The following is a 22,644-nucleotide window of genomic DNA, read 5'->3' as shown; positions in this document are numbered from 1 at the left end:
AGATGTCGGCGAGTCAAACTAAAAAACGCTCAAGGATCTTCCCGAGCGTTTAAAAATACAGCTTATTTTATTTTTCGTACGTTCTCTTGTCGGAGTAACTTAAATAATGTGAACACCATCAGCAGAAGAATAATCGTGAAGGGCAAGGCGGAAATCAACGACGCAGTTTGAAGTCCTTCTAAGCCACTCGCAATCAACAAGACGGCAGCGATTCCTCCTAACAGAACTCCCCAAGCGATTCGAACGGGGAGGGGCGGATTCAAGCTACCGTTCGTCGTCATACTACTGATGATGTAGGTGGCAGAATCGGCCGACGTGATCAAGAACGTCAAAATCAAGAGAATCGACAAGACGGAGAGGATAAAACTAAACGGGAGCTCGGCAAACGTCACGAACAATGCGCTCGTCACGTCCGCATTGACGGCTTCAGCGATGGAAGTCCCTTCGAATAAATCTAGATGTAGGGCAGTGCCCCCGAATACAGCAATCCAAAGGAGCGCAATGAACGGAGGAACGATGAGGACACCGACGATGAATTCACGAATGGTACGTCCTCGTGAGACACGTGCGACGAACGCTCCGACAAATGGGGACCAGGCGATGGCCCATGCCCAATAAAAGATTGTCCAATCCCGGACCCACGTCCCCTGTTGATACGGTTGTAGACGAAGACTATAGCGAATGAAATTTTGTAAGTAGTCACCTAGACCGAGCGTCAAGGTTTCTAAAATGAAAATGGTAGGACCGGCAAAGAAGACGAAGACCATCAACACGAGTGCGGTACCTAAGTTGATGTTACTCAACCACTTGATGCCACGATCGAGCCCTGTCGTCGTCGATGTTAAAAAGAGAGCGGTCAAGACGACGATGATGGCGACTTGCATCCAAGCGGTGTTCGGGAGCCCGAACACGCTGTTCAGTCCGCCATTGATTTGAAGAACACCTAAACCAAGCGACGTCGCGACACCCATGACGGTGGCAATGACCGCTAAAATATCAATCGTCTGGTTCAACGGTTGTTTGTACGGTCGTTCTTTTATAAGTGGTGAGAGGCTAGTCGAGATGAGCCCGTCCGCATTACGACGAAACTGGAAATAGGCGATGATCAGTCCGACAATCGCAAAGACAGACCATTGACTGACACCCCAATGGAAGAACGAATAGGCCATCGCGAGGCGTGCCCCTTCGACCGTCAATGCCTCCGTATCCGTATAAGGTGGCGTAAAGAAATGACTCATCGGCTCGGCAACACCCCAAAAGACGAGTCCGACACCGAATCCCGCGGAGAATAACATGCCGATCCAAGTAAAGAACGGATATTGAGGGCGATCGTCATCCTTCCCGAGACGGATTTTTCCGTATTTACTGAACGCTAAAAAGACTAAAAAGAGCACAAACAAGAATACGGAAAGTAAATAGAACCAACCGAACGAGCGAGTTGTAAAGTTAAAAATAGATCCTGCGATTGAAGCGAATGATGTTGGGGCAATGGCTCCGAATAGAACGAGTAAGGCGATCAAACTTGCTGAGATGTAAAAGACGCGATTCAAACGTGGCTTTTGTTTAGAATCCTTCATAGATGTCCCCTTTCAAAAAAATTATGTAGCATTAATAAACGGTTCCCTAATCTCCACATTGCAAACAGGAGACGCATTTCATCGTGTTTTGTATAGTTGAATCGGGAAAAGAACCAAAGAGGAGGGAACGATATGAAATTGATTGCGATTGATTTAGACGGGACGCTGTTATCGCGCACAGGCGTGATAACAGAGGCAAACCAGGAGGCGATTCGTCGTCGGCAAGATAATGGTGATATCGTTGCGATTTGTTCAGGACGTTCGATTCATGATATCGAGGAGCTGTTGAAGCGAAGTGACCTCATCTGTCCGATTTTGTCAGGTAACGGAGCAATCGGGTTCTATGAGAACGAGCGAATTTACTATCATGCGATGGATCAGACAATCGTAAATGAACTGTGGGAAATCGCTGATGCGGACGATGCGTACGTTGAATTTTATACGAATGCGGGAGTGAAGGTTCTCCGTTCAGGAAGCGATTTACTGAAGCGGGAACTCGATGAGGTGTTGCCACACGATCAATCGTTCACTCGCGAGTGGGCGGAACGTGAGATTGAAATTCAAAATGAGCAATTCGGTCTGACGTATATGGATTCGATGGCAGACATCGACTTTGCACGAGATGAAGTGTACAAGGTGTTTGTCTATTCGTTCGATCGCCGAAAGCTACACCGGTTGCGTAAAATCTATGAACCACGGAACGATATTTTGATTACGACTGCGGGGTGGACGAAAATTGAAATCGGACATCCTCATGCGAGTAAAGGCGCAGCCTTGAAACAGCTAGCTGAGCATGAACAGATTCCGATGCGTGATGTCGTCGCCATCGGAGACAATCTGAATGATGTGTCGATGTTCGAAGTGGCAGAAATAAGGATTGCGATGGGGAATGCTGTGGATCCGTTAAAAGATTTAAGCACGCATATTACAAAGGATGTGGAAGAGGACGGGGTCGCTTACGCGCTGACGCATTATGTATAAAATGGATTATGGAGAAATCGTGAACGAGGATTGAATCTCACTTAAAACGGATATTGTATACATGTAACCATTCACTTTCTGAAATGAGTCGGGGAACGGGGAGGCACTTTCGTCACCTGTCGCTTATGGATGAAAGGGATGGGCAAAGTCCATATGAACGTGAATCGTGTATTCCAAACGATGATACGTCGGCCTCTGCTTGCCATCGGAGCAAGCATACCAGACAGACTGTTTGTATACGGAATTCCACATGATCCGCGTCAGAAGTGGACATCATAGGTGCCAAGTCCTCTCGTGCCCATTCAATCAAAATGTCTATGAGTCACCTATTCGATTTCATGTTTTCGAATGAAAAACAATTGGTGAACCAATGGACGATGAACGGATTGGAATGATGCGTCACGTTGGCTTGGACATCTCTAGTCGAACCAAATCATGGATGGGACGGTCAATCGAGCAAGGGCTTGGTTGGATGAAAGTCCGGGGACTAGAGAATCAAGAAAAGCGCCGAGTGAGGGCGCTTTTCTTGTGGTATCCTATTGAGTGAATGCAACCGATGGAGGGATCATATGCCAAAGCTATATTGGTTCGGAACGTTCCTTAGTGGAGTGATTCTTTTGACAACGGGAACGATGGAAGGTCTTTACCGCATACTCCCAATTGGGTTGATGGCTATCGCGGTCATCGGCTATTTCATACAGATTCGATTCGAGCAAAAGAAGCGGCGCCCTTGATTGGGTGCCGCTTCTCTATATTAGGTTATAAAGATTCGAGCAAACGTGTCATCACGTCATCGATTTCTTTTTGCAATGCATCAACTTGTCGTTGTAACGCCATCAATTCATCAAGGTCATCCAATTCATTCATCCGTTGGAGCAGTGCCCGATGTTCTGTCTCTAATTGGGTTAGGTGAGTTTCCTCATCAACCGTAGATGGAGCAGGTTTCGTCTGCTTCAGCGATTTTGATGGTTTGATGTGTTCCGTTTTAGGTTCATCTTTCGATTCCTGTCCACGTTTGTCGAGGGCATAGGCGACGTTACCTTCGAAACGTGTCATCGTCCCGTCGAGCCAATACGTGATAGGGAACAGCTTATTCAAGAAGTAGCGGTCATGGGAAACCGTAACGACCGTTCCAGGGAAACGTTCGAGTGCCTCTTCAAGTGCCTCTCTCGATTCGATATCGAGGTGGTTCGTCGGCTCATCTAGGACAAGGACATTGATTTCTTCATGGACGAGGATGGCAAGCATGAGTCGCATCTTCTCCCCGCCGCTCAAATTCGTGACCGGTTTAAACACACTCGCGCCGTAAAACAGAAATTGAGCGAGAAGGTGTCTCGCTTTGCCTTCATCGACTGCGATCCGGTCCCGAAACGCCTCGATTAAGCGATGAGATTCGTCGAATGTGATGTGTTGCGATAGATAGCCGATTTTGGCTTGGTCGGCTCGCCTTACGGTTCCGGCTTGCGGGATAACTTCACCGAGCAATATTTTCAAAAGCGAAGACTTTCCACTCCCGTTCGGTCCGACGATGGCGACGCGTTCCCCGTGCCCTGTGTAGAAGTGCACGTCTTCAAATAGAGGACGATCATAGATAAGTGTCATATCATTTACTTCGAAGACGTCGCGCCCGGTTCGCCCGTTCGTCGTGAACTGGATATTCGGTTGCTCGGCTTCGAGTTGTGGTCGTTTGATTCGTTCAATTCGTTCGAGAGCCTTTTCCATCGATTTGGCGCGACGATAGAACTTTTCATTCGGTGGATTGCCCTCGTTGGCCCATTGCCGCAACTGTCGAATCGTTTCTTTCATTTTTTTGATTTTCTTCTGTTGCTCCGTGTAAGCATGAAACTGGTCAAGCAACTGTTTTTCTTTTTGGGCAACGAAGTCCGTATAATTCCCAGGATAACTCGTCAATTCTCCATCCTCGCACTCGACGATTCGCGTGGCGACCGCATCTAAGAAGACCCGGTCATGGGAGACGATGAGGAGCGCTGAAGCATAATCCTGTAAATAGGATTCGAGCCATGTCATCGCTTCTAAATCTAGATGGTTCGTCGGTTCATCTAAAATGAGTAGCTCTGGTTCCTGAAGAAGCGCCAAGGCGAGACCGATTTTTGTACGCTCGCCACCGCTTAGCGTATCAAACGGTTGGTCCGCGAATGAGGTCAATTTGAGTCCATCAATCATTGCGCTGATTTTTGACTCGTAGACATATCCACCCGCATGTTCGAATTGTTCTTGGATAGCACCGTATGATTCGAGAAGACGTTCTAGTTGTTTGGACGTCGCCATTTCTTGCTCGAGATGAGCCATCTTTTCGCTTAGACGAATCACTTCCTCAAAAGCAGTGTAGAGGACCTCACGACCACTTCGTCCGGGATAGTCGGGAAGCTGGACCAAATAACCGACGGAAAGTCTTTGTCGACGGTAAATCGTTCCATCGTCATGTTCTTCGGAGCCGACAATGATGCGCAATAGCGTCGTTTTGCCACTGCCGTTTCGACCAACGAGCCCGACTCGTTCATTTTCGTTCATGAATAAATTGGCATCTGTGAGAACAGCGTGCCCACCGTATTGTTTTTGAATGTGTTGAAGATCGATCAACATAATAGGTTCCTCCTAAGGTTAGGGCCTATCAAAAAAACCGAGCGCAAAGAAGCGCTCGGTTTAGAAAGAGAGAGGCGCTTTGTCGTATATTCAGCAATGTCTAAAAAAGGACAGACGGGTCCCTTGATTAAGCGACATCGTGAAAAATCGCACGCAAAACGTACAAATGTTCAGTTGTCCAATGCGTACGTCCGACAAATTTCACCTTTCTCCCTCCTTTCATTCAATCTATATCTTGATTGTAAGCGTTTTTCATCTACCTGACAATGAAAATAGAGGGAATCGAAGCGAAGGCGTCGTATATAGTCGCCATTGAGGAGGCGAGAAAATGAGGAAAGAATGGCTAGGAGCACTCAGTTTGACCCTTGCGGCGAGTATATGGGGAGGAATGTATGTGGTCAGTAAATATGCACTCGCATATATTGAACCGTTCACGTTCGTCTGGTTACGATACGCTGTTGCATTTATGGTCTTATTCGTCGTTTGGTTTCGGTTTGGACGAGAATCGATTCGAAGGGCAGATTGGAAATGGATCGGACTTGTCGGTGTCATCGGATACGTTGCCTCGATTTCGTTTCAATTTATCGGAACGAAGCTATCGGATGCACATACCGGGTCCCTTGTGACCGCAGCGACGCCAGCTTTCATGGTGTTATTTGCCCGAATCCTATTGAAGGAACGACTGACTCCTGTCAAGATTGGAGCACTTGGATTGGCAACGGTCGGTGTTCTCATCGTGGTTGGTTGGGAAGGGGAAGGGACGTATCGAGTAGGCAGTTTCATACTTGTTCTAGCTGCCGTGACGTGGGCGCTCATGTCGATTTATGTAAAAATCGGCACACAGACGTTGTCGACCTTGACGCTCACGACATTTGCGATTGGAGTCGCCTGGTTATTGATGACGCCTTTGATGAGTATAGAGGTGATGCAAGCAGGTTGGCCAAAGTTAAATGGCGTCCTTTGGCTTAGTGTTCTCTATATCGGTGTCGTATCGACGGCAGGAGCGTTTTTCTTCTGGAACAAAGGACTCGAGTTAATGGATGCGAGTGTCGGGTCACTCTTTTTCTTCTTTCAACCCTTGGTTGGCGGGACGCTCGGGTGGCTCGTTTTGAACGAAACGCTCCATCTTAACTTCTTTATCGGTGCCGGTTGTATCATGACGGCTGTGACGTGGTCGACGCTCGCGGAACGAAGAGAACAACTGCCGATTTCAAATCGTCATCTGTAATGGCAAAGCGGTCGCCCTCATTTTGGAGGGTGACCGCTTTTGATTAAAATCCATGATGGTCGAGTTTGTCTTGTTCGCGCTTCATCTCGAGTTCAAGCCGTTGGATCGCGAGTTTCTCTTCTTCGATCTTCAATCGTCGTTCTTCGACACGTGCTTCTCTCGTTTTGATAATCGTATTGGCACCGACTGACGAAACGACAATCACCATAACCATGATGTAGAAAAAGAAATCCATATATAGCCCTCCTTCACTTGATTAGATTTGTGACAAGTCGTTGTGTCTCAAGGGCAACACGACCGTCTGTTGAAATCGCTGTATCATCGATGAGTGCGGAAATGAAGTGGTCAATCGCGCCCTGGAAACCACGTTGCGTGAGTGTCGTGTCCCACGACCCGAACGTTTCGACCTCATGCCGACCTTGCTTGAAACGATGTAGCGTGACCATCTCTTCGACAGACAATCGTTCGCCATCCCGGACGATCGAGACGTGCTCATGGTTCACTCCTGCTGAACGGTGCATCGATGTCGTGTGCATTCCGTGCTCATCTTGCCACACGTGGCGGGCGAATCGAAGCTCATGCTTGTCATTGACTTCGACGTGACCTGAGACGAGTGTTAGCTTATTACCAGCGAGGAAACGTAGCGTATCAATGACATGTAAGTAATCATCGAGTAAGGTGAAGGTCGCATCCTTAGGGCCGACGTCATTCTCGCGATGTTTTACCACATCAATCATGTGAGCAGAGGACTCGTTTTGTAGACGCATATACATCGGAGCGAAACGTCGATTGAACCCGACCATCAATTTACGCCCAAGACGTTCGGCTTGAATGACGAGCTGCTCCGCTTCCTCGATTGTTGCGGCGAGGGGCTTATCAACATAAACATCGACGCCGTGTTCTAATAAATACGATACGATGTCATAATGAGTTTCCGTTGAACTATGTACGAACGCTGCATCGATGGATGAGGCGAGTTCATTCAACGTGTCGAAAGAGGTCATTCGATACGTTTGGCAAATCATGTCTCGCTTAGATGTGTTCGGGGAAAAGGCACCGATCAAGTCGATTCGAGGATGAATCGAAAGGATGGGTAAATACGCTTTTTGAGCGATATTTCCAAGTCCGACAATACCGATTTTTGGTTTTTGCATCCCATTCACTCCTTTGGTTCATCATAACAAAAAACCGGACGGCAGATGCGTCCGGTTAGGGAATTATAAACTTGCGCTTAAGACCATTTCACCTTGTGGTGTCTCGTTTCCACGGTTTGGTTCTTTCGTGACGGCGACCGTATCCCAGTCGACGTCGACTTCATCTGAGTCGAGCGTATAGATGACGGTCCCGTTACCTTTGTCGTCTGTGACAAAGGCACCGGTTGGGATCGGAGCATTATCTTTTAAAAGCCAGACTTGGTACACTTCATTGTCGTCGAGTGAAGCTAAGCCGTTCGTTTGGACAATCAATTGCGTCGTACCGTCTTGCTCTGCAAGATAAGCGGTTCCTTCAGATTCACCCTCAAGTGGAATCGTCTCGGTCAATGCGATGCCAGGTGAGTCGGGTTGATTGGTGAGCAGATACCCGTTTCCGATCAAAGAGAGAAGGAGTGCCGCCGCGAGCGTCACCATCCCCCAGACAGGTACTTTCCGTTCTCGTTTTGCTTTGAAAGGTGTGACAGGTGGAACGGGATCAGATGTCACAGAAGATGTCACGGGTTCATTGTCTTCTTCTTCTTCGAATACACGATCGAGGACACGTGCTTTCATGCCTCGGGGTGGTTCAATCGGAGTAGACAAGAACGCGACGCCACCGACGAGTGCTTCGAGTTGTTCGAGCTCTTCTTGACAATCTTTACACGAAGCCAGATGTTGTTCAAATTTCGCTCGCTCATCTTCTGATAGATGTTGGTTGAAATAGTCAATCAATTGGTCGCATGCGTTCATTGTTCTACCTCCTTTCCGATGAATTCATGGGATAACTGTTTCCTCAGTTGCTTCAGCGCCAGTCGGACCCTTCCTTTCACTGTACCAAGCGGGATGCCACATGCATCAGCGATCTTCTGCTGACTGAGCCCTTGGAAGTACATGAGTCGGACGACTTGCTGTTGTTCGGCTGGAAGTGTTGCCATGGCCGTCTCGATTTGAGCGCGTTCTTCTTGCCACTCCACTTCTTTTTCAACGGATGGTGACTCAGAAGGGATGGCCTCCGCGTAGGACTCATCTAATTGTAAATCAGGTTTACGCTTTCGAATCAAATCGATGGCCACGTGGCGGCTCATCGTAAAGAGCCAGGACCTGAACTTGCCTTTCGAATCATCATAGACGCCACCGCCGCGCCACAACTTGATAAATACTTCTTGCATGGCTTCTTCGGCTAAATCGCGATCCTTTGTCAGTTGTAGGACAAAGGCGTATAAAATTCGCTCATACCGATCATACAATATTTCGAGCGCTTCTTTGTCCTTTTGCCGGACACGCTCGTACAATTCTAAGTCAGTCATAACATACTCCTTTGCGCAGAAGGGATGTCCCTTGTATTGATCTAACGTATAAAATCGAAAAATGGATGCCTATTTTGTGTGACTATTTATTGAACACGTAGATGATGGGATTGGAAGTTTCGTAAAAATGAATAATCGTAATTTCTCTGAAAAGGTATAGGTGATGATGCTCAGCCCGACCGCCGTCACGAGCATCAACCCGATGGCGACCATAGGAGAACTGACCGTGATCCAAAAGAAATACGATCGAATGCCAAATAGGAAAGCGAAAACGATGATCAATCCCGTGATCAGGCTACTCATTTGGCAATAGATTTGAGCGATACGTTGAATCATAAGATCCCTCCTCCGTTTCATTGTACTATACAGGAAAGGGAAAACGATAAGGAGACGATAGAATGAAGCGATTCACAGATGAAGGACGTACACTTGTTTGTTTTGATTTTGATGAGACCTATTTTCCACATGCATGTTCAGCTGACCAACTAGCTTCTGTCCGTCGGCTCGAGGACTTTTTGGAACGACATTCGTCAAGCGTGTCGACGATGTGGGTGACGGGGAGCTCGCTTGCGTCGATACACGAAAAAGCAAAACGGGCGAATCTTCGCTTTTGGCCTCATCGAATCGCCTCGAGTCTTGGCACAGAATTATATCGAATCGAGACGGACGGAACGTTCGTTGAGGACAAGGCTTATCAAGAACCGTTTCCGAGCGATTTTGTATCACGTGTGGAACGCATCGTGTCACAGACTGGACAGATGCATATTGAATTAGATGAACAGCCAGGGAATGGGATGAGTCCTTGGATTCGAAGTTACTATGTCCGCGACCAAGTCGGTTCATGGAGAGAAACGCTTCGGATGCTGACAGATTCAGCTGGCATTGCTGTCAATATGAGTCGATGCAATCCGAAAGCGGGTGACCCGGCTGATGCATTCGATGTCGATTTTTATCCGAAGCATGCGGGGAAAGTATCAAGCCTGGAATATGTATACGCCACTGCTTCCTTTTCACGAGAAGATACGTACGCTTTTGGCGACAGTGGGAACGACATTAGCATGCTAGCATATGTCGGGAACGGATACTTGGTGAACAACGCGACCGAACAGGCAAAACAGATGTATCCGGAGATGACAACAAAACCTTATGCAGAAGGGATTTTAGAAGTGTTGGAATCTGATTTGTCTTCTTTCATATAGTGCATGATTTCCTCTAATGAACGGATGAGGGTCGCACGAATCGTTTCGGAATGTGGATTGAAATCGAGACGTTGTTGCCAAATCCGACAAAATAAATCGGTCAAGGCCGCCTCTGCAGTTGCAGGATGGTCATTCAGATGAAGCGCATATCGATAAAGTAATTTTTCATAGCGTGAGTATAAATGTTCTAAGGCTTGGCGATTTTTAAGACGAATTTGATCGACCAGGCGTTCATCGAGTGTAGGAAGCATATGCAACTCCTTTCGTATGGAATGAAGGTTTCAACGATAAAAGAATCAGGAACTTTACTCAGATAAAGCATCCTCTCTGTTCTTTCACTCATTTGCTCCCATTTAAACCAAGGAATATGAAGAATTGCGGTCGAATATGCATGCCCCTCAACGATTCAAAAAGTGTGATAACAATTCGGACAAGTTTGTGCGTCTCCCGGCGCGCGTTTGAATGATGTTTTACACTTCGGACAAGTGACGGTTTCACTCTGTTGATTGAACAAACTGCCACGATTGAATAAAATGTTGCGAAGGTTTGGTAACGCGAGCGCAGCGAAAATCATTGCCCCGAATAAAAAGGCAGCCAAGATCAGTAATAATACATAAGTCATCGGTTTTTTCCTCTCTCATTTGATTTCCTTCATCATAATCGAAATTTGAATCAGCGAACAGCTTATCAATAGAAATAGGAACAAATGTTCTGTATAATGAAAATAAAGGAGGGAAAACAGGATGAGAGAAGAATTGTTACGATGGATGCGTTCGGGACAAGTCACAGAAATGGTGTATGTCGATCGACATGGGACATTTTCAGAGCGGCGGGTCAAACTGATTAAAGTGCAAGGAGAGTACGTGGTGGCATGGGATTTGAATAAACAAGCGAGACGAACGTTTCGAATCGAGCAAGTTCTTGCCTGTCTTCCCATCAACGGACGATTTAGAAAGCGAAAGGCGGAGATTGGATGATTGCCTTACCAACGTTAGCAGCGCCAGCTAAAAGGGCACTAGTCGCTAAAGGAATCGAGTCTCTGCATGAATTGTGTCCCTATACACGCCGTGAGGTTGCGAGTTGGCATGGAATCGGACCGAATGCCCTTTTTGTCCTTGAGGCGGAGCTACTAAAATACAATTTAGCATTCAAAATGGAGGAACCTAGTACGTGAGTGCAACGTCTAGGTTTTTTTTGTGAAGTGATTGCTTTTCTTTGAAAACGGGAAGTAATATATTTGTCATCTCAATTGCCGTTAAAATCTAGTAACATGACGATAAGGTTTTATGAACCTAGCGACACCCATGAGAAAGGACGTACACAGCATGAGAACGAAACGTTTATCCGCCATTTTACAAAATGAGATGGATGACATTTTTGATCCATGGGTGACCGGAGTCGAAACCGATTCCAGGAAGGTCAGTTCAGGGAATGTCTTTATTTGCATTCGCGGTTATACGGTTGACGGTCATAAGTTCGCGGAGGACGCCGTCGCCAACGGTGCGAGTGCGGTCATCTCAGAATATCCACTCGATCTCGATGTTCCGAATGTGGTTGTTGCCGATACGAAACAGACGGCAGGAGAGGTTGCGAGTGTATTTTATGATCATCCCTCTCATCGGATGCGTATATACGGTGTGACAGGAACGAATGGAAAAACTACGACGGCGACATTGACTTATGATTTGTTGCGTCTTTCAGGACGTCGTGCCGGAATCGTTAGTACGATTGGCGCGCGTTTTCATAATCAAACGGTTGAGACAGCCAATACGACACCAGAAGCCGTCGTCTTACATCGCATATTAGCAGAGATGGTCGATGCAGGCGTCACGGATTGCGTACTCGAGGTATCATCGCATGCCTTAATGGAAGGTCGCGTAGCGGGAATACACTTTCATGCTGCTGCGTTTACGAATTTGACGCATGATCATTTAGACTATCATCGTTCGATGGATGAGTATGCCCGGGCCAAAGCGCGATTGTTTGAACAGGTGGAAGTGACGAATGGTGAGGCGATTGTGTTAAATGCGGAAGATCCGGCTAGTCATGTCATGGCTGAGTTTGCGCCGACACGTCAAGCCATTATGTATAGTACAAAAGAGGACATCGAGGCGGACATCCAAGTGATTTGGCGTGAAGAAACGGTACTCGTCAGTATGAAGGAGTTCAAGCTCGAAGTGCCCGTCCGATTCATGGGGGCGTTCAACGCAGCGAACTTAGCGGCGGCCATTGGACTTGTGTCGACTTCGGATATGGCGCTACGGACCATCGTTTCAAATGTTCCAGGACTCACCTTGCCAAAAGGGCGGTTAGAACGTTTAGCTACAGAGGATGCCGAGATATATATCGACTATGCTCATACACCAGACGGGCTAGAGAAATGTTTGTCTACATTGCAACAAGACGACCGTGCACTTGTCGTCGTGTTAAGTGCGGCAGGAGACCGAGATCCCACGAAACGTCAAGATATGGGACGAATCGCAAGCCGCTATTCAAACGAGGTGATTGTCACGGTACATGATATCCGCATGGAAGACCCGAAACAAATCATTCGTGACTTAGTAAAAGGAATCCAACCGGATGTGAAGTATGTGACGTTTGAAGCAAGGGAAGAAGCCCTGCGCCATGCGGCCACGCAAGCGTTAGAAGGAAAGCGTGTCGTGGTCGTCGGGAAAGGACATGACCACATCGAACGGATTGGTCGCCAGTCGATTCCATTCAATGAATCGAACATTTTATTAGAAGAATTGAAAAAGCGAAAAGGGCAGGAACCTGCCGTTTAACAAAACGATGACGTTTGTCATCGTTTTTTAATGTGTGAAGAACAGGAAGGAAGGTAATAACTAATAATGTAGTAGAATTGAAGGAGGAGAATAGACATGTCAGTTTTGTACAAAGAATTTACAAATGATGAAGAAGTCGTTACCGCCGTTCAATCGATGAAAACAAATGGGATTGATGAATCTAACATCTACGTCATCACACATGACGATGATCGAAGTAAGCGTGTCGCGGACAATGCCGATGCGAACACCGTCTCAGCAAGTGACGTCGGTTTGGGGACAGCTGCCAAAAACGTGTTCCGCAAAAAAGGAGATGAACTGCGAGCCGATTTTCAGGAGCTCGGCTTCACAAAAGAAGAATCAGAGCGTCTCGAAGAAAAGTTAGATCAAGGGAAGGTACTCGTTGTCGTGAAAGACGCACCTGCCGGATTCACCATCTGATTTCACACCATGGAGAATAGAGAGGAAAGAGGCTGAATCGTGAGTGATTCAGCCTCTTTTCATGTGCTTAGCGAAGGCGGACGACGGTACGACCGCTCAATTCGCCACGCATCATCGCCTCGGCGTGACGAGGGACGTCGTGTAACGGAATCTCATGGATCATCTCGTTGAGAACTTTCGGATCGATGAGTTCTTCGAGGCGTTCCCATGCGTTCGTACGACGAACCATGGGTTGCATGACCGAATCGATGCCGATGAGCTTCACGCCGCGTAAAATAAACGGATAAACGCTCGTCGGCAACTCGGCGCCTCCGACGAGACCGCATGCGGCGACAGCACCTTCATATCGTATCTGGCTCAAGATGTTGGCGAGTGTATTTCCACCGACCGAATCGATAGCGGCATCGAAGCGTTGCTTGGCAAGGGGACGGGCAGGTCCTTCTAATTCGCTTCGATCGATGATCGTCTCGACACCGAGTGAGCGTAAGTATGGTGAATCTGTTTTACCAGTGGAGGCGACGACATGGTAGCCGAGGCGACGAAGCAACGTAATCGCGAAGCTTCCGACACCACCTGTCGCTCCTGTGACGAGCACTTCTTCGCCTGGACGCACACCAGCGTGTTCGAGTGCATCAATGGAAAGCATGGCGGTGAGTCCTGGTGTTCCGATGGCGATTGCATCTCGCATGCTCATTCCTTTAGGTAACTTCACGAGCCATTTCCCCGGTACTTGCGCATACTGGCTAAATCCACCGAAATGCCGTTCCCCAATCCCGAAACCAGTGGCAATCACCTCATCGCCAACTTTGATGTCGAGGTGGTCTGATTCGACGACAGTTCCAACGAATTCGCATCCCGGAATGAACGGATAGCGATTGACGATTTTTCCTGAAGTCGTCAATCCGAGCGCGTCTTTATAATTCAATGCGGAATAGTGGACTTCGACTAAGACGTTTCCATCCTCTTCTTTCGGAAGGACGTCGGCGTTCACTTCTTTTACTTCGGCATGAAGGCGTTCCTCGTGTTGGTCTAGCACGAGTGCTTGGAATGATTCATTCATCTGCTTAACCTCTTTTCCTATAGATGTCCTCACTCTAACAGTCTTTCCCTGGCAAAATGAAATATATGCACGAATCTTTAGGGGGAAACGGGTAGAGAGTGGTACAATAAAGGGGATTCAAATTGCGTAAGGAGGAATGTAGTATGCGGCACGATGACTATGAGTTTGACGATGTAGAAGTAGAAGAAGGCGAATTGTTCAACGTATACGATATTCTCCCACCAGACGGGACGATCCTGGAGATGGCGACAGCTGAGGAAATGGTTCGAGCGGCCGAATTAGAAGCGAAGCATCATGCGCTCCAACGGCTCCAAGATTCAAACTTCCAGTTAACAGGCGTGTCGTTCAAAGAACTTCTGACAGAATTTGAACAGTATGAGCAAGAGTCAATGGAGTTCTGGACAGGTGTTTATAACCGATTACGCATTCCTTGGGCGTGGACGATTCGAATCGATGTGGCCAATGGTCCGATTCACGTCGTGAACGATCGCGATATCTTTATCGATGAAGACGACTTCGAAGAATATGATGTTGATGATTTATTAGAGGAATACGAAGAAGATTGAATCAAAAACGTCTTTCCCTCATTCAGATGGGAAAGACGTTTTTTTGTCGTGGAGCAGGTCGTGACGGATTCGGCTGAGTTCAGTCGCCCCAAATAATAATCCGACACTACATAAAATTGAAACACCACTCACCATCGCCCCGACGACAGCGGTATCACCAATCATTGTGAACGACATTGTGAGGCTAAACAGTCCAAATAGCAGTAATCCTCCAGCAATGGTTTTCATAAAATTCACCCTTTCACGTATCTATGCATGTAGTGTAGACGGTTTGACGAGAGAAGGGTGTTTATTTTTTTGACCTGGTAAATTATTTGATTAAGTCGTAAATCGAATAGGTCTTGCCATTTTCTAGAGGACGGTCAATCAACTGTTCAGCAAATATACGAGCGACCGTTTCAGGAGAACGGAGTCGTCCTTCTGTTTCGTATGCACGGAATTGTTCAAGGTCAGCGAACGCCTCTTTCGAGGAAGAACGAATCTCCGCCTGCATCGACGTATCCATCACACCTGGATTGAATAGAGCTGCACGATGTGAGGTTCCTTCTAGCTCTAGTGCAAGCGTCTCCGTGAAATGATCGAGTCCTGCTTTCGTGCCACAATATGCGCTCCAACCTGAGATCGGACGTTTGGCCGCGCCAGAGGTCACATGAATCAAATCGGTCGGCTTACCGAAAGCGAGGACCGCATTCGCCAATAGCATCGGCGCAAGCAGGTTGGCGTGGACATGAGCGGTCACTTTCTCACCATCTAATTGTCCGACACGATGAATCGGTTCAATCCATGCTGCATTTTGAACGAGCAAAACCGAATCAGCCCGCTCTAGAAACGGTGTGATCTCCCGAATGACTGCATCAATCCCCGAGACGTTTGATAGGTCGACTGATCGTTGCTGATACGTAACGTCTTCCGCCTGTGAGCGAGAGAGCCCGACCACCTCGTAATCTCTAGCTTGTAGTTCCTGAGCGATGGAACGGCCGAGACCACGCGATGCGCCTGTGATGAGAGCAAGTTTCATATACATTCCTCCTATTCGTGAATCGTTTTCCGAAAACCGTAGAACGGACGAAACCGTAATTTCTCGTAATATGTGTGGGAATTTTGACTTGCGAGCATCTCAAGCCGTGTGTCTGGATAAAGTGTATGGACGTGTTGGAGTAACTGTTCGCCAAGACCACGTCTACGATATGTAGAAGCGACCAACAGTTCACAAACATACAAACTGACTGTCGTATCAGTCAATCCGCGCAAATAAGCGACAATCTTTCCATTTTCAGACTCCATCACATAGGTGACGTTTGATTGACGCCATGCCTCACGGGTCAACGCGTCACGTTCTACCAATTGGCTCCAACCTTCATCGCGATTAAGTTGTTGAATCGAGTCAAAGTCTGATTCCATATAAGTACGAATGTTCATTCAATCCGTTCTCCAATCTGCATTTCAATCTGTTTCATGACGTCGAACGCCCCATCTGATTGATTTGAACAAATGACCGAGATGGTATCGATTTCTGGATAGTAACCAGAATGGAAACTGACACCAGGGTCATAGCCCATCACGTGATATTTATAGACATCTCCCGATGCGTGATGTTGAATCCAAAGTCCGTATCCATAACTCCCGCCGCGGTCATTAACCGTCACGTGTGGTGTCAAAAGAAGCGACGTAGAAGCGGTATCAAGAAGCTGATGTGAAAACAGCGATTTCCAAAATTTAGTCATGTCTTGAGCGGTCACATACGCGCCACCATCTGCTCCTCCTTTGATTGGAATCGCATATTGGTTTGTACGCCATGTGCCGTCCGAGTGGTCAATATAACCGAGTGCTGTTCTAGAAGGCAAGGCATCGAGTGAAAAGTATCCAGAATCAATCATACCAGCAGGATGAAAAATCGATTGTTCGACATAGTCGGTGAAAGATTGCCCGGTCACATCTTCTACAATCAACCCTAACAGAATATATCCTGCATTATTGTAGGAGAATCGAGAACCCGGTTCGTCTTTCATAGATTTTTGTTGAAACAACGGTAAAAAATCACGTAACTGTTGAAGCCGATACATCGGGATATCACGCCATAGCGCTTCAAAGTCATCAGAGACGGATTCATCAAAATAGTCAGGGATTCCTGATGTGTGCGTCAACAACTGATGTACGGTGACGTTTGGTGACAGATGAGTTAAGGCAAATGTTTGAAATGAGTCAAGCGAGGTGGAAAAGGATAGTTTCCCTTGCTCGACTAACTGGCAAATCGCGATTGCTGTAAACAGCTTGCAACCGGACGCAATTCCGAACCGTGTCATCACGTCATGTTGAATCTGTTCTGAGCGATTCGCATAGCCGTAAGACTGGTGGATTGATCCATTTCGATTGGTGAGCAAATAGACACCCGAAAATGTCTCGTCAATCGATGGATGTGTGAAATGTGGCATGAGAAACCTCCATGTATTGAGTGATTCAATAAGTCGACTATATCATGTCCATCACAATCTCTCTAAAATTTACTCAATTTTCAAAAAAACATTTACCAAATAACAGGAATTGAGACAGGTGTCTGACCTCGAACGTGGTACGATATGGGCGAACAGAGAGGAAGTGGATTCAATGACGTTATTCTTCTGGGGGATACTCGTTGGATTTTTAATTGCCTTGTGGCTATATAAACGTCCACAGCCACATTCACAGTCTCTTTCGTTTATGCATTTCGGGAATCAAACGAAAGATGTCATTTACATTTTTGAAACGAAACCGACGTGGCGTTTCCGATACATCAGTCCTTCTTTAGATTTATATCTCGGAGACGGGACGGTGATGCAAAGTTATTCAGATGCACAAGAGTGTTTTCGGAGAATCCACCCGGACGATCGGCGACTATTACTCGACAAAGTGGCGGGACGCGTCAATTATGAAGAAGCGATTCTTCAACGATGGCGCACGAATGACGGCGCTTACGTATGGTTCGAGGAATATACGACACCAATCTATGAGAATGGTGAAATCGTAGCGGTTCAAGGTGTGATTCGGAACATCGAAGCAGCCATGACCGAGCGTGAACGTCTCATGTATGAAAGTCGCCACGATAGCTTGACCGGTGTCTTCAATCGTCGGGCGTTTGAAGAAACGATTGCTCAAGCAAGAAATGCGTGTGACGTCGGAATCATCGTGCTGGATGTGAACGATTTGAAAGTCGTAAACGACATGGAAGGACATTCTGCTGGTGACGATTTGTTGAAACGGGTCGGGATGATTCTTCAGGGAATTGAATCATCCGTGTATCGTTTAGGGGGAGATGAGTTCGTCTTGTTTCTAGAGATGATGCCCCGCGACGCATGTGAACGAATGGTTCTTCAAATCGAAGCGGCTTGTCAAAAAGAATCGATTTCTGTCGCCATCGGGTTGGCGTGGGCATCATGTCCGGAAACGATTGAGGCGCTTTGGCAACGTGCGGACGATGCCATGTATGAACGGAAGCGACAACAAAAAGTAGACCTCCTTGACGTGTAAGTTCAAGGAGGTCTATTGGTTTAGCTGCTTTGTTCTTTTACATCGGACGGCTCTTCACCCAAATTGTTTAGATAGCGTTCATAACGAGAAATACCATAGCGGTAAGATGCCCAGATGAGCCCGGACGTTATGACGACAAGTCCCACTGTCAGTGGAGCAAACCATCCGGAAACGATGCCGTTCGCATAAGCGAGTCCGATTGGCGAGAATACAAGGTAAACTAAAATCATCGAAGCGACGAGCAAAATGGATGTCGAAAGGGCATGACGCCATGGTTTGACTCTCCCTAGTTCGATTCGGATCGGATTCGCTTGAAGCATTGGTCGCACACGCGCAAATACGAGCATGATCCCCGTCTCGATGACGAAGAGGATTCCGTAAATATGGATAAAGTTGATGCCGATTTCGACGCCGAACCATTGTTTCGTCCCCCATACGAGGAAATAGTAAGCGATGACGTGGAAAAAGACGACGGTCTTCGCGGCGATTGGCGGCACACGTTTAACAAGCATCCCGATTAAAACGATGACGAGAATCGGGATGTTGAAGAAACCGGTGAAGCGACGAATCAAGTCCCACAAGCCATCTGGCGCATACATAAGATTCGGGGCGACAAAGAACGAGACGAGTGCAACGAACGTCCCGAACCATTTGCTGACGCGAATCAAATCTTGGTCAGAAGCATCCGGTTTAAACTTCGGTTTGTAAATGTCGAGTACGAAGAGCGTCGCGATACTATTCAAGAGCGAGTTGAACGAGCTGAATACGGCACCGAGCAAGACGGCGAGGAAAAAGCCCATGAGCCACATCGGTAACAGCTCGGCAATCAAACTCGGATAAGCGAGGTCTGCCTTCTCGACGTTCGACCCGTACAAGTGAAACGCGATGACGCCAGGTAACAACATGAAGATTGGAACGAGTAATTTCAAGTAGCCGGTAAAGAGAACGCCTTTTTGTCCTTCCGCTAAGTTTTTTGCACCGAGGGCCCGTTGAATCACGTATTGATTCAGTGCCCAATAGAACAAGTTCGCAAAAATCATTCCGGTGAAAATGGAGAGAAACGGGACCGAGTCGTTAGCGGAACCGATGGCGTTCAACTTTTCGGGATTCGTCGTCGCAATCGTCTTCATCCCGTCCAATAAATTCCCGTCCCCTAGTGCGAGAAAGCCTAGTGTCGGAACGAGGAATCCAATGATGATGAGTCCGATCCCGTTCAACGTGTCCGATACGGCAACGGCACGAAGACCTCCGAAGATGGCATAAATCGCCCCGATAATCCCAATGAACCAAACGACGAGCCAAAGGGACTGCTCAAAGCTGATGCCGAGAAGGGCCGGCACATCGAACAGTTGCAGGACGGCTAATCCACCCGAGTACAGCATCGATGGAATCGTCACGCACATATAGCCGAGTAGAAATAACAAGACAGTCAATCGACGAACGTCCTCGTCATAGCGTTGACTTAAAAATTCAGGAATGGTCGAAATTCCGATGCCAAGAAAACGTGGCAACAAAAAGAGCGCCATGATGATGGCAGCGATACCGGCCGTCACTTCCCATGCCATCGCTGACATGTTGCCGGCGAACGATTGGCCATTTAAGCCAATCAATTGTTCCGCTGACAAGTTGGTCAACAGGAGCGATCCCGCGATGAAGACACCCGTTAAACCGCGACCAGCCAAGAAGTAATCGTCGGCGCTTTCGACTTTTCCTCTCGTCATGCGATACGAGACGTAAGCGACGAGCGCCATGAACAGGGCGCCGGTCACGAGTATGTAGAGTACTTGTTGAAATGTCATGAAATCCCCTCATTCCTTACTTATGTTTTATATGTATTTTTAGGAAATACCCTAAATTATAAGAAGGTAGTCCTATTGTTTTGATCGAATCATACAGAAACCATGAACGTGGGGACGATTGCGTACTTGTCGTACGAGAGTAGAAAATCGATGAGGATGGATGGACCGATGGGAGGGACCTCGTGAAGAAGTGGATGATTGGAATGTTATCTGTTGTAGTGATAGCAGGTTATATCATGTTTAGCGAAATGCTGAAAGAAGAAAACACGAGTGATTTGGCTGTGACCGAAAGCTTCCGACACATAGACGATTTAGCTACAAGCTCGCCGATTGTCATCGTCGGCAAAGTGAGCAGTGCTCCCAAACCGTTTACACATCAATCGGTCACATTCTTTGAATCACACATTCAAGTGCAGCGTGTCTATCGAGACGTGAATGGTCAACTGAAGTCAGCCGATACGATCACCCTTTTACAAAATGATATGGAAGAAGACCCGCTCGTCAAACGAGACGAGACCGTTTTACTGTATTTACAAAGATATGAAGGACCCGTGATGGAGAACGCATATCGGATTGTCGGTCTACAACAAGGATATTTCAAAGTGAATCGGACGGGGACTCTAACTTCGGTAGGAAAACCTAACCTTTATCAAGAAAGCGGGCTCAGTGCGGACTTGAGCAAACTAGAGGCATTATTGAAAGACCATCCTTATGTGGCAGAAAAAAACGATGTAATGACGGATGAGGAAATCGAGGCTTTTAATGAAAATGAAGAGCGCTTGTTTGAGGAGTCTCAACAACATGACGAGTAAAAGCGGCGCTGACAACATCAGCACCGCTTTTATAATCGGATTTTCTTTCGAATGTCATAAAAACTGGAGCATGGACGTCGCGACCGTGAAGTAGATGATGAGCCCTAGATTGTCCATCAATGTCGTGATGAACGGTCCAGAGGCAACAGCGGGGTCTAACTTCAGGCGATTGATGAGAAGCGGGACAATCGTTCCAATCATCGTAGCGACACTGAGTGCAGCAAAGATAGAAACTCCGACAATGAAGCCAATCAGCATATTGTCGTATAGCAGCGTGATGACGCCAAAAATGACAATCATACACGCAATCCCTAAGATGATGCCGGTTCCGAGTTCGCGTCGAATCATCTTCATAACGTTCTTTCGATTGATGGTCCCGAGTGCAATTGAGCGCACAGCGACGACGAGTGATTGCGTGGCTGCGTTCCCGGCAGAGCCCATGACAAGTGGCATGAAGACGGCGAGAAGCACAATCGTCTCAAGGGTGTCTTCGAAACCGCCAATCGTCGAAGCTGTAATCATGCCGAGAAACATGAGGCTGACAATCCAAGGGGCACGTTTTTTCGCTGCTTCAAGCGGACTCATGTTGATATCAGACGAACCTTTCGTCGCGGAGAGTTCTTCAAAGTCTTCTGTCGTTTCGCGCTCGATGACGTCTAATACATCATCGACCGTGATGATGCCAAGTAGCTTTTGCTGATCATCGATAACGGGAAGGGCCAACAAATCGTATTTCTGGACAATCCTGGCCAAGTCTTCCTGGTCGGTCATGACGTTTGCCGAAATGACGCGGAACCCCATGATGTCTTCAATTTTCGCCTCGAGCGGTGCGACAATCAAATCACGTAAGGAGACAACACCAACCAGTTGGTGCGCTTGGTCGACCACATATAGGTAATAAATCGTTTCGGCATCTGGTCCGAGTTCACGCAACTCTTCAAGGGTCAGTCCGACCGTCTTATCAGCTTGAAGGACGACGAACTCGGTCGTCATGAGCGCTCCAGCTGTTTCTTCCGGATATTGCATCAAGTCTTTGACTTCTTTTTCCTCGATATCATCCATCTGCTCAAATAGCGTGTCCATGAACGCATCGGGTAGTTCCCGCATCAAGTCGGCCGCGTTGTCCGAATACATTTCATTCAAGATTCGGACGGCATACGGTTGGGGTGTTTCTTGGATGAATGTACATTGCTCTTCTAACGTCAGTTTTTCAAATAGATCGGTGAATACCTCAGGGGAGATGGTTCGATACACGAACGACCGCTCATGTTGATTCAGTTCGATAAAATGATCCGCCTGTTCACCCGGGTGGAGGGAGAGAAAGAGGTCTTGAAAATCGACCGGGTCTCCCTTTTGAATCGATGTACGAAGCGCTGCTTCATGTTCGTTGTATTCCGTTTCTTCAATTTTCATATGCTCACATCCTGATCTCTCACATTTTCAATTTCATTTACGGTGAATAAAAAAAGTTTTCTACATTTTTTAGGGCGATGCTATACATCAGCCATACATCTTATTTCCCTTTGCCATCGTCCTGATTTCTAGAGCATTGTTTGTTCATTCACATGAGTGAACATTTATTCATATCAA

27 protein-coding genes are annotated in these 22,644 nt (G+C 47.2%); 11 read left to right on the top strand and 16 right to left on the bottom strand.

The genetic code is table 11. The features are described from left to right. Positions 1-62 precede the first annotated feature (62 nt). Positions 63-1,577: a glycine betaine uptake BCCT transporter gene (locus tag Q9R25_RS09890; RefSeq protein WP_311283094.1), complete on the bottom strand. Its 1,515-nt coding sequence runs from the start codon at positions 1,575-1,577 to the stop codon at positions 63-65. A 132-nt stretch (positions 1,578-1,709) separates the two neighbouring features. Here Q9R25_RS09890 and Q9R25_RS09885 point away from each other — a divergent pair, with 132 nt between their 5' ends. Next, the gene (locus Q9R25_RS09885; protein ID WP_214690378.1) at positions 1,710-2,558 is read left to right on the top strand and encodes a Cof-type HAD-IIB family hydrolase; all 849 of its coding nucleotides are present in this window, start codon (positions 1,710-1,712) and stop codon (positions 2,556-2,558) included. Between the two features lie 569 nt (positions 2,559-3,127). Further along, complete coding sequence (locus Q9R25_RS09880) at positions 3,128-3,292, top strand: hypothetical protein (protein WP_167365511.1); 165 nt, start codon at positions 3,128-3,130, stop codon at positions 3,290-3,292. A 25-nt stretch (positions 3,293-3,317) separates the two neighbouring features. Here Q9R25_RS09880 and abc-f read toward each other — a convergent pair whose 3' ends face one another. Next, a complete protein-coding gene (abc-f, locus tag Q9R25_RS09875) occupies positions 3,318-5,162 on the bottom strand; it encodes a ribosomal protection-like ABC-F family protein (RefSeq protein ID WP_311283093.1) in 1,845 nt (614 codons plus the stop codon). Positions 5,163-5,490: 328 nt separating this feature from the next. On the opposite strand from abc-f, the gene Q9R25_RS09870 reads away from it, so the two are divergent. Continuing rightward, positions 5,491-6,390, top strand: coding sequence for a DMT family transporter (locus tag Q9R25_RS09870; RefSeq protein ID WP_074035478.1), 900 nt, complete (start codon positions 5,491-5,493; stop codon positions 6,388-6,390). Positions 6,391-6,433: 43 nt separating this feature from the next. Here the strand turns inward: Q9R25_RS09870 and Q9R25_RS09865 are convergent, their stop codons facing one another. The 5 genes from Q9R25_RS09865 to Q9R25_RS09845 all read right to left on the bottom strand — a co-directional run bounded on the left by Q9R25_RS09865 (position 6,434) and on the right by Q9R25_RS09845 (position 9,226). Further along, positions 6,434-6,625 carry a hypothetical protein gene (locus tag Q9R25_RS09865; protein ID WP_074035480.1) on the bottom strand — a complete coding sequence of 64 codons (192 nt, stop codon included), beginning with the start codon at positions 6,623-6,625 and terminating at the stop codon, positions 6,434-6,436. 13 nt (positions 6,626-6,638) lie between these two features. Continuing rightward, the gene (locus Q9R25_RS09860; protein WP_196431371.1) at positions 6,639-7,544 is read right to left on the bottom strand and encodes a Gfo/Idh/MocA family protein; all 906 of its coding nucleotides are present in this window, start codon (positions 7,542-7,544) and stop codon (positions 6,639-6,641) included. Positions 7,545-7,607: 63 nt separating this feature from the next. Next, entirely contained in the window at positions 7,608-8,333 is a 726-nt protein-coding gene (locus Q9R25_RS09855) for an anti-sigma factor (RefSeq protein WP_196431370.1), read from the bottom strand. Continuing rightward, positions 8,330-8,890, bottom strand: coding sequence for an RNA polymerase sigma factor (locus Q9R25_RS09850; protein ID WP_196431369.1), 561 nt, complete (start codon positions 8,888-8,890; stop codon positions 8,330-8,332). The genes Q9R25_RS09855 and Q9R25_RS09850 overlap by 4 nt, the downstream gene beginning before the upstream one ends. Before the next feature lie 69 nt (positions 8,891-8,959). Continuing rightward, on the bottom strand, positions 8,960-9,226 hold the full coding sequence (locus Q9R25_RS09845) for a hypothetical protein (RefSeq protein WP_196431368.1): 267 nt from the start codon (positions 9,224-9,226) through the stop codon (positions 8,960-8,962). A 62-nt stretch (positions 9,227-9,288) separates the two neighbouring features. Here Q9R25_RS09845 and Q9R25_RS09840 point away from each other — a divergent pair, with 62 nt between their 5' ends. Next, positions 9,289-10,089: an HAD-IIB family hydrolase gene (locus Q9R25_RS09840; protein WP_196431367.1), complete on the top strand. Its 801-nt coding sequence runs from the start codon at positions 9,289-9,291 to the stop codon at positions 10,087-10,089. On the opposite strand, the gene Q9R25_RS09835 is transcribed toward Q9R25_RS09840, so the two are convergent. Beyond that, a complete protein-coding gene (locus tag Q9R25_RS09835; protein ID WP_196431366.1) occupies positions 10,035-10,340 on the bottom strand; it encodes an RNA polymerase sigma factor in 306 nt (101 codons plus the stop codon). The genes Q9R25_RS09840 and Q9R25_RS09835 overlap by 55 nt on opposite strands. Positions 10,341-10,495: 155 nt before the next feature. Then, positions 10,496-10,711, bottom strand: a complete 216-nt coding sequence (locus Q9R25_RS09830) for a hypothetical protein (protein WP_012727536.1) — start codon at positions 10,709-10,711, stop codon at positions 10,496-10,498. Positions 10,712-10,832: 121 nt separating this feature from the next. Between Q9R25_RS09830 and Q9R25_RS09825 the strand changes: the two genes are divergently transcribed. The 4 genes from Q9R25_RS09825 to Q9R25_RS09810 all read left to right on the top strand — a co-directional run bounded on the left by Q9R25_RS09825 (position 10,833) and on the right by Q9R25_RS09810 (position 13,313). Then, positions 10,833-11,066, top strand: a complete 234-nt coding sequence (locus tag Q9R25_RS09825; protein WP_074035487.1) for a WYL domain-containing protein — start codon at positions 10,833-10,835, stop codon at positions 11,064-11,066. Further along, on the top strand, positions 11,063-11,263 hold the full coding sequence (locus Q9R25_RS09820; RefSeq protein WP_047794766.1) for a helix-hairpin-helix domain-containing protein: 201 nt from the start codon (positions 11,063-11,065) through the stop codon (positions 11,261-11,263). Before Q9R25_RS09825 ends, Q9R25_RS09820 begins: the two co-directional genes overlap by 4 nt. A gap of 151 nt (positions 11,264-11,414) precedes the next feature. Further along, the gene (locus tag Q9R25_RS09815; RefSeq protein ID WP_196431365.1) at positions 11,415-12,872 is read left to right on the top strand and encodes a UDP-N-acetylmuramoyl-L-alanyl-D-glutamate--2,6-diaminopimelate ligase; all 1,458 of its coding nucleotides are present in this window, start codon (positions 11,415-11,417) and stop codon (positions 12,870-12,872) included. Between the two features lie 96 nt (positions 12,873-12,968). Then, complete coding sequence (locus Q9R25_RS09810; protein ID WP_012727532.1) at positions 12,969-13,313, top strand: YflT domain-containing protein; 345 nt, start codon at positions 12,969-12,971, stop codon at positions 13,311-13,313. 67 nt (positions 13,314-13,380) lie between these two features. Here Q9R25_RS09810 and Q9R25_RS09805 read toward each other — a convergent pair whose 3' ends face one another. Further along, the gene (locus tag Q9R25_RS09805) at positions 13,381-14,373 is read right to left on the bottom strand and encodes an MDR family oxidoreductase (RefSeq protein WP_159563073.1); all 993 of its coding nucleotides are present in this window, start codon (positions 14,371-14,373) and stop codon (positions 13,381-13,383) included. A 143-nt stretch (positions 14,374-14,516) separates the two neighbouring features. Between Q9R25_RS09805 and Q9R25_RS09800 the strand changes: the two genes are divergently transcribed. Then, on the top strand, positions 14,517-14,939 hold the full coding sequence (locus Q9R25_RS09800; RefSeq protein WP_012727530.1) for a hypothetical protein: 423 nt from the start codon (positions 14,517-14,519) through the stop codon (positions 14,937-14,939). Between the two features lie 18 nt (positions 14,940-14,957). Here the strand turns inward: Q9R25_RS09800 and Q9R25_RS09795 are convergent, their stop codons facing one another. From Q9R25_RS09795 to Q9R25_RS09780, 4 genes are all read right to left on the bottom strand, one after another. After that, entirely contained in the window at positions 14,958-15,167 is a 210-nt protein-coding gene (locus Q9R25_RS09795; protein WP_012727529.1) for a hypothetical protein, read from the bottom strand. An 82-nt stretch (positions 15,168-15,249) separates the two neighbouring features. Beyond that, positions 15,250-15,957, bottom strand: coding sequence for an SDR family NAD(P)-dependent oxidoreductase (locus tag Q9R25_RS09790; RefSeq protein WP_214690380.1), 708 nt, complete (start codon positions 15,955-15,957; stop codon positions 15,250-15,252). An 11-nt stretch (positions 15,958-15,968) separates the two neighbouring features. Beyond that, on the bottom strand, positions 15,969-16,358 hold the full coding sequence (locus tag Q9R25_RS09785; protein ID WP_074035497.1) for a GNAT family N-acetyltransferase: 390 nt from the start codon (positions 16,356-16,358) through the stop codon (positions 15,969-15,971). Then, on the bottom strand, positions 16,355-17,371 hold the full coding sequence (locus tag Q9R25_RS09780; protein WP_196431363.1) for a serine hydrolase domain-containing protein: 1,017 nt from the start codon (positions 17,369-17,371) through the stop codon (positions 16,355-16,357). Before Q9R25_RS09780 ends, Q9R25_RS09785 begins: the two co-directional genes overlap by 4 nt. Before the next feature lie 118 nt (positions 17,372-17,489). Between Q9R25_RS09780 and Q9R25_RS09775 the strand changes: the two genes are divergently transcribed. Next, entirely contained in the window at positions 17,490-18,443 is a 954-nt protein-coding gene (locus tag Q9R25_RS09775; RefSeq protein WP_311283092.1) for a GGDEF domain-containing protein, read from the top strand. A gap of 20 nt (positions 18,444-18,463) precedes the next feature. Here the strand turns inward: Q9R25_RS09775 and Q9R25_RS09770 are convergent, their stop codons facing one another. Continuing rightward, positions 18,464-20,242, bottom strand: a complete 1,779-nt coding sequence (locus Q9R25_RS09770) for a solute:sodium symporter family transporter (protein WP_311283091.1) — start codon at positions 20,240-20,242, stop codon at positions 18,464-18,466. 182 nt (positions 20,243-20,424) lie between these two features. Here Q9R25_RS09770 and Q9R25_RS09765 point away from each other — a divergent pair, with 182 nt between their 5' ends. Further along, positions 20,425-21,054: a hypothetical protein gene (locus tag Q9R25_RS09765; RefSeq protein WP_311283090.1), complete on the top strand. Its 630-nt coding sequence runs from the start codon at positions 20,425-20,427 to the stop codon at positions 21,052-21,054. A gap of 54 nt (positions 21,055-21,108) precedes the next feature. Here the strand turns inward: Q9R25_RS09765 and mgtE are convergent, their stop codons facing one another. Beyond that, on the bottom strand, positions 21,109-22,467 hold the full coding sequence (gene mgtE / locus Q9R25_RS09760; RefSeq protein ID WP_311283089.1) for a magnesium transporter: 1,359 nt from the start codon (positions 22,465-22,467) through the stop codon (positions 21,109-21,111). Positions 22,468-22,644 lie beyond the last annotated feature (177 nt).

Origin of the sequence: Exiguobacterium sp. BG5(2022), from assembly GCF_031844365.1 — a bacterium.
Lineage (GTDB): Bacteria > Bacillota > Bacilli > Exiguobacteriales > Exiguobacteriaceae > Exiguobacterium > Exiguobacterium profundum.
This window is presented reverse-complemented; position numbering and strand designations above follow the sequence as displayed.

Excerpts from the sequence above, each read along its gene's own strand:
- Q9R25_RS09890 (WP_311283094.1), bottom strand. The coding sequence starts at position 1,577 with ATGAAGGATTCTAAACAAAAGCCACGTTTGAATCGCGTCTTTTACATC.
- Q9R25_RS09885 (WP_214690378.1), top strand. The coding sequence starts at position 1,710 with ATGAAATTGATTGCGATTGATTTAGACGGGACGCTGTTATCGCGCACA.
- Q9R25_RS09880 (WP_167365511.1), top strand. The coding sequence starts at position 3,128 with ATGCCAAAGCTATATTGGTTCGGAACGTTCCTTAGTGGAGTGATTCTT.
- abc-f (WP_311283093.1), bottom strand. The coding sequence starts at position 5,162 with ATGTTGATCGATCTTCAACACATTCAAAAACAATACGGTGGGCACGCT.
- Q9R25_RS09870 (WP_074035478.1), top strand. The coding sequence starts at position 5,491 with ATGAGGAAAGAATGGCTAGGAGCACTCAGTTTGACCCTTGCGGCGAGT.
- Q9R25_RS09865 (WP_074035480.1), bottom strand. The coding sequence starts at position 6,625 with ATGGATTTCTTTTTCTACATCATGGTTATGGTGATTGTCGTTTCGTCA.
- Q9R25_RS09860 (WP_196431371.1), bottom strand. The coding sequence starts at position 7,544 with ATGCAAAAACCAAAAATCGGTATTGTCGGACTTGGAAATATCGCTCAA.
- Q9R25_RS09855 (WP_196431370.1), bottom strand. The coding sequence starts at position 8,333 with ATGAACGCATGCGACCAATTGATTGACTATTTCAACCAACATCTATCA.
- Q9R25_RS09850 (WP_196431369.1), bottom strand. The coding sequence starts at position 8,890 with ATGACTGACTTAGAATTGTACGAGCGTGTCCGGCAAAAGGACAAAGAA.
- Q9R25_RS09845 (WP_196431368.1), bottom strand. The coding sequence starts at position 9,226 with ATGATTCAACGTATCGCTCAAATCTATTGCCAAATGAGTAGCCTGATC.
- Q9R25_RS09840 (WP_196431367.1), top strand. The coding sequence starts at position 9,289 with ATGAAGCGATTCACAGATGAAGGACGTACACTTGTTTGTTTTGATTTT.
- Q9R25_RS09835 (WP_196431366.1), bottom strand. The coding sequence starts at position 10,340 with ATGCTTCCTACACTCGATGAACGCCTGGTCGATCAAATTCGTCTTAAA.
- Q9R25_RS09830 (WP_012727536.1), bottom strand. The coding sequence starts at position 10,711 with ATGACTTATGTATTATTACTGATCTTGGCTGCCTTTTTATTCGGGGCA.
- Q9R25_RS09825 (WP_074035487.1), top strand. The coding sequence starts at position 10,833 with ATGAGAGAAGAATTGTTACGATGGATGCGTTCGGGACAAGTCACAGAA.
- Q9R25_RS09820 (WP_047794766.1), top strand. The coding sequence starts at position 11,063 with ATGATTGCCTTACCAACGTTAGCAGCGCCAGCTAAAAGGGCACTAGTC.
- Q9R25_RS09815 (WP_196431365.1), top strand. The coding sequence starts at position 11,415 with ATGAGAACGAAACGTTTATCCGCCATTTTACAAAATGAGATGGATGAC.
- Q9R25_RS09810 (WP_012727532.1), top strand. The coding sequence starts at position 12,969 with ATGTCAGTTTTGTACAAAGAATTTACAAATGATGAAGAAGTCGTTACC.
- Q9R25_RS09805 (WP_159563073.1), bottom strand. The coding sequence starts at position 14,373 with ATGAATGAATCATTCCAAGCACTCGTGCTAGACCAACACGAGGAACGC.
- Q9R25_RS09800 (WP_012727530.1), top strand. The coding sequence starts at position 14,517 with ATGCGGCACGATGACTATGAGTTTGACGATGTAGAAGTAGAAGAAGGC.
- Q9R25_RS09795 (WP_012727529.1), bottom strand. The coding sequence starts at position 15,167 with ATGAAAACCATTGCTGGAGGATTACTGCTATTTGGACTGTTTAGCCTC.
- Q9R25_RS09790 (WP_214690380.1), bottom strand. The coding sequence starts at position 15,957 with ATGAAACTTGCTCTCATCACAGGCGCATCGCGTGGTCTCGGCCGTTCC.
- Q9R25_RS09785 (WP_074035497.1), bottom strand. The coding sequence starts at position 16,358 with ATGAACATTCGTACTTATATGGAATCAGACTTTGACTCGATTCAACAA.
- Q9R25_RS09780 (WP_196431363.1), bottom strand. The coding sequence starts at position 17,371 with ATGCCACATTTCACACATCCATCGATTGACGAGACATTTTCGGGTGTC.
- Q9R25_RS09770 (WP_311283091.1), bottom strand. The coding sequence starts at position 20,242 with ATGACATTTCAACAAGTACTCTACATACTCGTGACCGGCGCCCTGTTC.
- mgtE (WP_311283089.1), bottom strand. The coding sequence starts at position 22,467 with ATGAAAATTGAAGAAACGGAATACAACGAACATGAAGCAGCGCTTCGT.